Genomic DNA, 10,402 nt, shown 5'->3' with positions numbered 1-10,402 from the left:
CGTGAGGTCGATGGTTCGAGTCCATTTAGGCCCACCATTATTCCGAAGTAGCTCAGTTGGTAGTAGCACCTGACTGTTAATCAGGTTGTCGCAGGTTCGAGTCCTGCCTTCGGAGCCATTTTTTTATGGGGAAGTACTCAAGAGGCTGAAGAGGCGCCCCTGCTAAGGGTGTAGGTCGGGTAACCGGCGCGAGGGTTCAAATCCCTCCTTCTCCGCCATTGGCCCCTTGGTCAAGTGGTTAAGACACCGCCCTTTCACGGCGGTAACACGGGTTCGAATCCCGTAGGGGTCATACTAAAACGCAGTAAATGTGATTTCACATTTACTGCGTTTTTTTTGCTAGATTGAAAATTTGAGAGTGCATCTTTTCCCACTGTCTATTTATGAATACAATGATGATTCTCTCTAATAGCAATATTAGGTAATATAGGTATAAGCAATTATAAAGGGGGATCATACGAATGAGCGAAAACTTAAGATGGGTGTATAATCGGCAATATCTTTTGCAAGAGAACTTAAAACAATGTAAAGATTTACTACAAAAATTTACAGTAGAACAGGTTAATTGTGTGGAAAGATTCCATCATACATATGAAAATTTTGAAAAAACACCTATACATGATTTAGATGCTTTAGCAATGCATCTTGGGGTCAGTAAGATTTTTGTTAAAGATGAATCCTATCGCTTTGGCTTAAATGCGTTTAAGGTGTTAGGTGGTATTTATGCGATTGGCAAATATGTTGCGAAATTGCTAGATCAAAATATTGATGAATTGTCTTTTGAACAATTAAAACTACCTGAAGTGAAAGAAAAATTAGGCGACTGTACTTTTATTTCAACGACAGATGGCAATCATGGGCGCGGGGTTGCTTGGGCAGCAAGGGAACTTGGCTGTAAGGCGCGAATTTATATGCCTGCTGGTAGTGCGGAAGTGCGCTTGCAAAATATTAAAAATGAGGGCGCATATGCAGAAATCACTTCAATGAATTATGATGAAACGGTAAGGTATACCTCACAGCTTGCAGAGGATAATGGCTGGATAGTGATACAGGATACAATGTGGGAAGGGTACGAAGAGATTCCATTATGGATTATGCAAGGCTATACAACATTGGCAAAAGAGATTGTTGACCATCTGCAAGAAGCACCGACCCATGTATTTTTACAGGCAGGTGTAGGTTCATTTGCAGGAGCTATAGTCGCCTTTTTACAACAATATTATGGACAACAACTAACATTTGTTTTAATTGAACCAGATGCAGCTAATTGCTTTTATGAGAGTTTTAACCGAGGTACTGGACAGTTTGTTACTGTCGGTGGAGAAATGCAAACCATTATGGCTGGCTTAGCATGTGGGGAGCCTAACCCTATCGCTTGGGATATTTTAAAAACATATACAAAGGTAAGTATTAGTTGTAGTGAGAGAGCAGCTGCAACAGGTATGCGCGTCTTGGGAAATCCACTTGGAGCGGATAATCGTATTGTTGCAGGAGAATCAGGAGCAGCGCCATTTGGATGTTTTTATGAATTAATGACAAATGAGGATTACTATGATTTAAAGGTAGCTTTACAGCTCAATCCAAAGTCAAAGATAGTATTTGTTAGTACAGAGGGAGACACAGACGTAGAAAACTACAGAAATATAGTGTGGCATGGGAAGTATGCTAAATAGGAAAGGTGAGCATCTTGGAATTTTCTGAGATGTTCTTTTTTATGTTTTAGAGTTTTGATTATGGTGCTGATAATTCAGCGATTGTTTATTTTATATTGTTTTTAACCCTTGACCTTAACGCTGCGGAAAGGTTTACAGTATAAATATGGAGGTGAAAGCAATGGAGTATACCATTTTACAGCTTGCTAAATTGTCAGGAGTAAGTACGAGAACGTTGCGTTATTATGATGAAATTGATTTACTAAAGCCGGCAAGAACAAATGAAGCAGGGTATCGCTTTTATGGGCAACAAGAAGTCGATATTCTTCAGCAAATTTTGTTTTATAAAGCGATAGATATGAAGCTTGAAACCATTCACAACATTATTCATGCACCTGATTTTCAACATAAAGCGGCATTAAAAACACATCGTGATGCTTTATTACAACGAAAAAAACAGCTAGATCAATTATTAAAAACAGTGGAACAAACCATTCAATCGATTGAGGAGGAACAACCAATGACGAACGAAGAGAAATTTGAAGGCTTTAAAGAAATGCTGATTGAGGAAAATGAAAAACAATACGGTAAAGAAATTCGTGCAAACTACGGCCATGAAAAGGTCGATGCATCGAATGCGAAGTTTAAGAATTTAACAGAGGAACAATATAAGGCAATGCAGCAACTCGAACAGCAACTATTTGAACGATTAAAAGAGGCAATGGCTATAGGCGACGTGAAAAATGATGTCGCCATGGAAGTGGCAGAACTGCATAAGCGTTGGCTGAGCTTTTCGTGGCCACAATATACAAAGGAAGCACATGCTGGTTTAGCACAAATGTATATAGCAGATGAACGTTTTACTGCTTATTACGATCAACATGTGTCAGAAGGTGCTACTCAATTTCTCCATGATGTAATTAGAGAATACACACAAAACTAATGGAATCCTTCTCATACAGATGTTTTAGAAATAGATATTTAGGAAAAAATGAAAGTATGAGGAGGAGATTTTTTTGAAACAACAAATGATCGAAAAGTTTAAAAACCAATTACAGCAGGAATTACAAGAACTAGAGAAGCAGCTAGAAGAATCAGAGCGACCGCAGGCAACAGAGCTCTCAAATTATGATAACCATCCAGCCGATAATGCGAGTGATTTAACAGACCAACTTACAGAGATGGCCATTGATGAACATCGCAGTGACCATGCTGAAGAAATCGAGCATGCGCTTCAAGCAATAGAAGATGGCACATATGGTAAGTGCGCTATATGTGGCGAAGAAATTCCGTTAGGCCGTTTAGAGGCTATGCCACATGCATTGACATGTGTAGAGCATGCTGAACAAAGAGACGATTTACTGCGACCAGTAGAAGAAGATGTGTTATCCTCTTTACCAAAATCTGATGATTTCGAAGAGCTTGAGGAATTTGGTTCGTCTGATACACCATCAGATAAAATGTAAAAAATAAGAGCATTTCTTCCCTTAAACAGTATAATAACTGTATGAGGTGATTGACATGGAAATAATTGATTTACATTGTGATGTTTTATTAAAGTTAACGACATTGGAAGAACCAAAATTTAGTAATGATAGCCGATTACATGCTAATAAAGAAAGACTGCAATTAGGGCAAGTCAAAGCACAAGTATTTGCCATTTTTATCGACCCTGAAATACCCCAAAGTATGCAATTTTTAGAGGTTATGCGCCAAATTGAAGCCTTTCATACACAAGTATTACAAACAGAGGGCATGGTGCATATTACGGAATGGTCACAACTCGATACGTTAGCACCTCATGAAATTGGTGCTATTTTAAGTTTAGAAGGCTGTAGTGCAATTGGCGAGGATTTGACAAAACTTTCCGCCATTTTGGATGCAGGTGTTATGTTAGTAGGTCTTACATGGAATGATGAGAATGCTGTAGCCTATGGTGCTGAGCAAGATGCTAGCCTCGGTTTAAAGCCATTTGGTAAGGAAGTTGTTAATATGCTAAATGAGCGGGATATTATCATTGATGTTGCCCATTTAAATGAGCAAGGATTTTGGGATGTACTGCCGCTAGCAAAGCATATTATTGCTAGCCATAGCAATGCACGTGCTATTTGTGACCACCCGCGTAATTTAACAGATCAACAGGCTAAGGCACTTGTTGAGCATGGGGGGCATATTCATCTAGTTTACTACCCGCATTTTATTGGCGACAATGCCACAATGGATGATTTAATTGAGCATATAAAGCATCTGGCAAGTGTCGTTGGCATGGAGCATCTTGGGGTAGGTTCTGATTTTGACGGAATAGATGTGACAATCAAAGGTCTTGCACATGCAGGTGAGGCGCAAAATTTATTAGAGATGTTACGTGAGCATTTTTCAGATGAAGAAGTTCGCGGAATTGCGCATAATAATTTCAAACAATATTTAAAACAAGCAGCAACTAAATAAAGTTGCTGCTTTAGCGTGTCAACAGAGTAAAAATCGCTACGAAGTTATTTCTGCTATTGGCAAACGCACACCGATAGTCGCAATTTTTCTACTTGCATGTGAGGCGCCACGTTTAACGTTTTATGTTGTTCTCGTTGAAGTCGCTGCCTTCGTTGCAATTAACTAACCCTATTAATAAAAGAAATGATTTACTAATAAACCAATTGCTAATAGGAAACCGAAGAATGTATTTGTTTGCGCTGTAAATTTCATCGCGGGCATTACTTCTTTGGCTTCTTTTTTATCGCGGAAAATTTGGATTGCTCGGAGTGGCTTCGGTACACTTAGGAAAATGATAAGCGCCCAAAAAGTAATCCCATCAATGGCTACTAATGCGATAACCCAAAGGTACGAAACGATGAAAAAGCCAGATAACACAGAAATAGCACGGTCGCGGCCTACTAAAATGGCCAGTGTTTTACGTCCACCTTCTGTATCGCCAACGATGTCACGAATATTATTAGAAAGCATAATGGCGCCAACTAAAATCATACTCGGAACAGAAAGTAATACCGCATCTAATGTAACTGTAAGTGTTTGAATGTAAAAGGCAATTAAGACAATACCCATACCCATGACTGCGCCTGAAACAAGCTCTCCAAAAGGTGAATATGCGATAGGGTACGGCCCTCCTGTATATAGAAAACCTATAAGCATACATACTAGTCCAACTACAGCAAGCCACCAAGAAGTGGAGGCACAAATATAAATGCCAAGTAGCATGGCTAGTGCATAAAAGCTTAGGGCAATCAGCATAATCGTTTTCGGTTGAACACCGTGGCGCACAATCGTGCCACCAATGCCGACAGAATGTTCATTATCTAATCCTAACTTGTAATCATAATATTCGTTGAACATATTTGTTGCTGCTTGAATCAGCATACTTGCAATTAACATTGCAAAAAATAGTCCAAAATGAATGGTTTCTTTTTCAATTGCTAGCGCAATCGCTGTTCCTAAAAATACTGGAACAAATGAAGCGGTTAAAGTATGTGGACGTGTTAAATGCCACCAAACTTTAAAACCCCTATCAGCTTCAATGACTTTGGTCATAAGGTCTTTCTCTCCTTCAACTATTGTAGACTCTTCTTATTTTATACGAAGAAAGAGAAATTGGATAGGTTCACAGCTTATTACATACTGTTATGTTTAAAAAAATGATACAATAGTACATGCATTTGAGAGATGGGAATATAAATTAAGCAGTAGAAAGAACAGAGCCGTCAAACGTATAGGACGGCTATTTTAGCGGAACAAGTAATGCTAAAGACGGATGTCACAGAGGGATTTGTGTGTGACATCAAAGCGACAGACGTAGGATGTTATGTATGTGCAGGACAACGTAACACGTACCATAACGCGAAAACATCATTGATATGTACATTGCAATAACGGAGGTAATTTTCATGCAACAGAAGTGGTACCAAGCCACAGAACTAGAAGTGGACTCTTTGGGCCAAAACCTTCATTTTTATATGGAAACAATCGAAGTAAGTCGCTTATCGGCTCTTGCATTTTTTGCAGCGGGCGAGGAGCGTTATAAAGGTGAACGATTTTATTGGCAAAATAGAGAAAAAACAATGACATTGGTTGGGCTAGGACACGCTCACACAATTCAAAATAACGAAAAAAATAACCGCTTTGATGCTGTAGAAGCAGAGTGGAAGCGCTTAACGAAAAATTGCGTAAAAGGTCAGGCTGAACTACAACCAATTTTGTTTGGTGGTTTTACATTCGATCCACAAAATAATGTAGATGGGGAGTGGACTGACTTTCCAGAGGCTTATTTTGCCTTAGCAACGTATCAGCTTGTTTTACGTGATGATAAAGCCTATGTAAGCATTCACCTTATCGCAAGTGCTGCTGAGGCAGATGGACAATTAGAGGCGTTGCGTAAAGAGCGAAATCATTTAATCCATGCTGCTCAAGTAAAAGAAGTGAAAATGTATGCGAAGCCTGAAATCACAAATTATTTCGAGCCTTATAAGGATCCTTATTTAGCATCAATTGATCAGGTCACAGCATTAATTAAAGCAAAAAAAGCGGATAAGGTTGTCATTGCACGTTCCCTTGCGCTGCAATTTAAGGAGCAAGTAACTTCACCTCAAGTATTAGCTCAAATTATTCACGAACAGCCTGAAAGTTATTTGTTTGGGTTGGAGTGGCAAGATTTATTATTTTTCGGCGCATCTCCTGAGCGTCTTGTAAAGGTTGAAAATGGTCGTGCCTACTCATCATGTGTTGCAGGATCTATTCAACGAGGTAAAACGGCGGAGGAAGATGAAGCTTATGGACAAAGCTTATTAAATGATCCGAAAAATGGTGGTGAACATCAATATGTAGTCGATATGATTGCGGAAACGTTCCGAAAAAATTGTGTTGAAATGAAAATACCTGATGGACCACGCTTACTAAAAATTAGAGACATCCAACATTTATTTACACCTGTTGAAGGTCAGCTAAATAATGAAGCAACCATTTTGCAATTGACGAAGCATTTGCATCCAACACCCGCTTTGGGCGGTGTGCCAAGAAAAGAGGCAATGATCGCTATACGTAAATACGAGCCAATGAACCGTGGTCTTTACGCTGCACCTATTGGCTGGTTAGATGCGGAGGGTAACGGAGAATTCGCAGTTGCAATTCGTTCAGCAGCTCTACTAAAAGATAAAGCTTATTTATATGCAGGTGGCGGTATTGTAGCTGATTCAGAGCCACAATCTGAATATGAGGAAACATTAGTGAAATTCCGTCCAATGCTTCGAGCGTTAGGAGGACAAGTACATGAGTGAACGGAAAATATTGACTGATTATGTTTATAAAATGGTTGCATCATTAGTACAGGCAGGTGTCCAACATGTTGTTGTAAGCCCAGGGTCACGGTCGACGCCATTAGCTTATGCTTTTGCCTCAACAAAGCAATTGACGATGTACCGTCAAGTAGATGAGCGAGCTGCTGCATTTTTTGCGCTAGGCATTGCTAAGGCGACTACTAAGCCTGTCGTTTTGTTATGTACATCTGGTACTGCGGCGGCAAACTATTATCCTGCGATTGTGGAGGCAAGCTATGCAAGAGTACCACTAATTGTTATCACAGCCGATCGTCCACATGAATTACGTGAAGTAGGTGCACCACAAGCAATTAATCAGATGAATTTATACGGAGCACATGTAAAGTGGAGTGTGGATTTTCCGCTAGCGGATGGTGCTGCACCGACATTGCCATTTATTGAACGTCATATTGCACGTGCAGTAGCTATTGCAACAAGTGCACCATTTGGACCAGTACATCTTAACGTACCGTTCCGTGAACCGTTACTCATTGATTTTCGAGAGGAGCTTCCAACTGTTACGTTTAAGCAAAGCCATATTGGACAGTTAACGCCACCGAAAGATGCACAAGTAGAACTGGCTTCTATTTTACGAGACACTAAAAAAGGATTTGTTGTTGTTGGGGAGCTTCCGCTCGGGACAGATTTAACTATTATGTGGGAGTTTGTGCGCCAATTAAAATGGCCAATCATTGTGGAGAGTCTATCAAATATGCGAACTTCTGTGCCAAAGGATTGTTTGCCATATGTTATGACAACCTATGATGCCATTATGAAAAACGATGATTTTAAAGCCCTAGTAGAACCTGAAACAGTTCTGCGCTTAGGAGCACAGCCTATATCGAAATTTATTATGCAATTTATTACAAAGTCACAGCCTCAAGCTTATATTGTTGTCGATGAAGATCCGATGTTCCGTGATTCAACAGGGGTGTCCACTCATTTTCTGCATGCAAGCATTGGCGAATGGCTCGTACAATTAGACCTTGCTGAAACTGCGCTTGAGGCGGCATATTTAGCGGAATGGCAAGATGCGAATGATATTGCACTTGAGTATATTGAGCATTATACAGAAGGCGCAATTGACGAAGGTGCTATGGTAAGCCGTTTACTTGAAATCATTCCAAATGGCAGTGATATTTTTGTTAGCAGTAGCATGCCGATTCGTGATATCGATACGTTTTTAATGGCAACGTCAAAAGATATTCGAATTTTTGCGAATCGTGGAGCGAATGGCATTGATGGTGTCGTATCAACGGCAATGGGCTTAAGCCAAGGAAATAACCGTGAAACCTATTTGCTTATCGGAGACCTAGCTTTTTTACATGATGTCAATGGCCTAATTGCGTCACGCTATCAAGCATGTAATATGACCATTATTGTCATGAATAACGATGGTGGTGGTATTTTCTCTTATTTACCGCAATCTACGGTAGAGGCTCATTATGAAGATTTATTTGGTACACCAACTGCACTTGAATTCCAAGACATTGCTCATATGTACAATATGGACTACATTTGTGTTGAGGATATTGCACAGTTAGTGCCGAAATTTAACACGTTGAGAAAAAATCCGTTACGATTAATTGAGATTTTTACAAACCGTGAAGAAAATGTCTATGCACACCGCGCGCTTTGGAATCGTATTAATGCAGGGTTAAAAGCATGGCAAAGCTAATGATTCGTGGGCTTGAGACACATGTGGATATATGGAATGAAGAAGCGGGGCAAACACTAGTTGCCCTGCATGGCTTTACAGGTAGTACTGCTACATGGCGAAATTTAGCAAAGGATCTTCCTCATGTGCGAGTTGTGGCGATTGATTTAATTGGTCATGGTCAAACAGCCGTACCGGAGCAAGTAAGTCGCTTCACGATGGCTGAACAATTGCGTGATTTAGAGGAAATATTTTGTCAGTTACAATTAGAAACTTTTGCATTGCTCGGTTATTCAATGGGTGGACGTATTGCACTATCTTATACGATTGCTTACCCTCAACGTGTCAGCAAGTTGCTGTTAGAAAGTGCTTCTCCTGGTTTGCGAACTGCAAAAGAGCGTATGGAGCGATGCGAGCGTGATAATGCGTTAGCGGAGAAAATAACAACGAATGGTTTACAGTCCTTTGTTAATTCGTGGGAAAATATTGCGCTATTTGAATCGCAGAAGCGTTTAGCTAAAAATGTAAAACAAGCAGTTCGAGCAGAACGATTGGCCCAAAGTGAAAAGGGCTTGGCAGGCAGTTTACGAGGAATTGGAACAGGCATGCAACTATCAAACTGGGATAATTTAACTCAATTAGAATTACCTGTACTATTAATAACGGGTTCATTAGATGTTAAATTTTGTAATATTGCATTGGAAATGAAAGCGTTATTAAAAAATGGAAAGCATATGTCAGTAAATGACGCTGGACATGCAATTCATGTGGAAAATCCAGCTGAATTTGCTACAATAGTAAAGGAGTATTTAACGTAATGTTTTTTACGTTAGCGCCTCTTAGTAGTAATGAGGCGAATTTTATAATTAGGAGGTATTTCAATGTCACGTCAATGGACTACATTACATACTTACGAAGATATTAAGTATGAGTTTTATAACGGTATCGCTAAAGTGACGATTAACCGTCCAGAAGTGCGCAATGCATTTCGACCAAAAACAGTTATGGAAATGATTGATGCATTTTCTCGTGCCCGCGATGACAAAAATGTCGGTGTTATTATTTTAACAGGTGAAGGCGAAAAAGCCTTTTGCTCAGGTGGAGACCAAAAGGTACGCGGCCATGGTGGCTATGTAGGGGAAGATGAAATCCCACGTCTAAACGTTCTTGATTTACAACGTTTAATCCGTGTTATTCCAAAACCAGTTGTAGCGATGGTTGCTGGTTATGCTATCGGTGGAGGACACGTATTACATGTTGTATGTGACCTTACAATTGCAGCAGACAATGCTCGTTTCGGACAAACTGGTCCTAAAGTTGGTTCATTTGATGCTGGTTATGGTTCAGGCTATCTTGCACGTATTATCGGTCATAAAAAGGCGCGTGAAATTTGGTACCTTTGCCGTCAATACGATGCTCAGCAAGCGCTTGATATGGGCTTAGTCAATACAGTTGTTCCTTATGAACAATTAGAAGACGAAACAGTGCAATGGTGTGAAGAAATGCTACAAATGTCTCCAACAGCTCTACGCTTCTTAAAAGCAGCTATGAATGCTGATACAGACGGCTTAGCTGGTCTTCAACAAATGGCAGGCGATGCTACACTTCTTTACTACACTACTGATGAAGCAAAAGAAGGTCGTGACGCATTTAAAGAAAAACGTCAACCAGACTTTGGTCAATTCCCAAGATTCCCTTGATTCGGAATGGTGGAAGGCTCGTATCTCTTAGTAGATACGAGCTTTTTCTGTCTATAACAGGCTAAAAGCAGTACC

The 10,402-nt window shown here is 40.0% G+C and carries 9 protein-coding genes and 3 tRNA genes; 11 read left to right on the top strand and 1 reads right to left on the bottom strand.

Annotation, left to right across the window (positions count from 1 at the left end):
* Nucleotides 1–41: 41 nt before the first annotated feature.
* From C9J37_RS09425 to C9J37_RS09395, 7 genes are all read left to right on the top strand, one after another.
* Nucleotides 42–118, top strand: a tRNA-Asn gene (locus C9J37_RS09425).
* 9 nt (nucleotides 119–127) lie between these two features.
* Nucleotides 128–218 (top strand) — tRNA-Ser (locus C9J37_RS09420).
* 2 nt (nucleotides 219–220) lie between these two features.
* Nucleotides 221–292 (top strand) — tRNA-Glu (locus tag C9J37_RS09415).
* Nucleotides 293–461: 169 nt separating this feature from the next.
* Nucleotides 462–1,673: a diaminopropionate ammonia-lyase gene (gene dpaL, locus C9J37_RS09410; protein WP_107895118.1), complete on the top strand. Its 1,212-nt coding sequence runs from the start codon at nucleotides 462–464 to the stop codon at nucleotides 1,671–1,673.
* Between the two features lie 160 nt (nucleotides 1,674–1,833).
* Nucleotides 1,834–2,595: a MerR family transcriptional regulator gene (locus C9J37_RS09405; protein ID WP_107895117.1), complete on the top strand. Its 762-nt coding sequence runs from the start codon at nucleotides 1,834–1,836 to the stop codon at nucleotides 2,593–2,595.
* An 85-nt stretch (nucleotides 2,596–2,680) separates the two neighbouring features.
* Complete coding sequence (locus C9J37_RS09400; protein WP_036205401.1) at nucleotides 2,681–3,118, top strand: TraR/DksA C4-type zinc finger protein; 438 nt, start codon at nucleotides 2,681–2,683, stop codon at nucleotides 3,116–3,118.
* Between the two features lie 55 nt (nucleotides 3,119–3,173).
* Complete coding sequence (locus tag C9J37_RS09395) at nucleotides 3,174–4,100, top strand: dipeptidase (protein ID WP_107895116.1); 927 nt, start codon at nucleotides 3,174–3,176, stop codon at nucleotides 4,098–4,100.
* A gap of 171 nt (nucleotides 4,101–4,271) precedes the next feature.
* On the opposite strand, the gene C9J37_RS09390 is transcribed toward C9J37_RS09395, so the two are convergent.
* Entirely contained in the window at nucleotides 4,272–5,192 is a 921-nt protein-coding gene (locus tag C9J37_RS09390; RefSeq protein ID WP_025220364.1) for a 1,4-dihydroxy-2-naphthoate polyprenyltransferase, read from the bottom strand.
* 353 nt (nucleotides 5,193–5,545) lie between these two features.
* Between C9J37_RS09390 and C9J37_RS09385 the strand changes: the two genes are divergently transcribed.
* From C9J37_RS09385 to menB, 4 genes are all read left to right on the top strand, one after another.
* On the top strand, nucleotides 5,546–6,931 hold the full coding sequence (locus C9J37_RS09385; RefSeq protein ID WP_107895115.1) for an isochorismate synthase: 1,386 nt from the start codon (nucleotides 5,546–5,548) through the stop codon (nucleotides 6,929–6,931).
* Nucleotides 6,924–8,648, top strand: coding sequence for a 2-succinyl-5-enolpyruvyl-6-hydroxy-3-cyclohexene-1-carboxylic-acid synthase (gene menD, locus C9J37_RS09380; protein WP_107895114.1), 1,725 nt, complete (start codon nucleotides 6,924–6,926; stop codon nucleotides 8,646–8,648). The genes C9J37_RS09385 and menD overlap by 8 nt, the downstream gene beginning before the upstream one ends.
* A complete protein-coding gene (menH, locus tag C9J37_RS09375) occupies nucleotides 8,636–9,445 on the top strand; it encodes a 2-succinyl-6-hydroxy-2,4-cyclohexadiene-1-carboxylate synthase (RefSeq protein ID WP_107895113.1) in 810 nt (269 codons plus the stop codon). The genes menD and menH overlap by 13 nt, the downstream gene beginning before the upstream one ends.
* A gap of 63 nt (nucleotides 9,446–9,508) precedes the next feature.
* Nucleotides 9,509–10,327, top strand: coding sequence for a 1,4-dihydroxy-2-naphthoyl-CoA synthase (gene menB, locus C9J37_RS09370; protein WP_024363692.1), 819 nt, complete (start codon nucleotides 9,509–9,511; stop codon nucleotides 10,325–10,327).
* The last annotated feature ends 75 nt before the right edge of the window (nucleotides 10,328–10,402 follow it).

Source organism: Lysinibacillus mangiferihumi (genome assembly GCF_003049665.1).
Classification (GTDB): domain Bacteria; phylum Bacillota; class Bacilli; order Bacillales_A; family Planococcaceae; genus Lysinibacillus; species Lysinibacillus mangiferihumi.
Note: the sequence above shows the minus strand (reverse complement) of the source record. Positions and strands in the feature narration are given on the sequence as shown.

Coding starts and splice junctions, on each gene's coding strand:
- C9J37_RS09390 (WP_025220364.1), bottom strand. CDS start 5,192: ATGACCAAAGTCATTGAAGCTGATAGGGGTTTTAAAGTTTGGTGGCAT.
- dpaL (WP_107895118.1), top strand. CDS start 462: ATGAGCGAAAACTTAAGATGGGTGTATAATCGGCAATATCTTTTGCAA.
- C9J37_RS09395 (WP_107895116.1), top strand. CDS start 3,174: ATGGAAATAATTGATTTACATTGTGATGTTTTATTAAAGTTAACGACA.
- menD (WP_107895114.1), top strand. CDS start 6,924: ATGAGTGAACGGAAAATATTGACTGATTATGTTTATAAAATGGTTGCA.
- C9J37_RS09405 (WP_107895117.1), top strand. CDS start 1,834: ATGGAGTATACCATTTTACAGCTTGCTAAATTGTCAGGAGTAAGTACG.
- C9J37_RS09400 (WP_036205401.1), top strand. CDS start 2,681: ATGATCGAAAAGTTTAAAAACCAATTACAGCAGGAATTACAAGAACTA.
- menH (WP_107895113.1), top strand. CDS start 8,636: ATGGCAAAGCTAATGATTCGTGGGCTTGAGACACATGTGGATATATGG.
- menB (WP_024363692.1), top strand. CDS start 9,509: ATGTCACGTCAATGGACTACATTACATACTTACGAAGATATTAAGTAT.
- C9J37_RS09385 (WP_107895115.1), top strand. CDS start 5,546: ATGCAACAGAAGTGGTACCAAGCCACAGAACTAGAAGTGGACTCTTTG.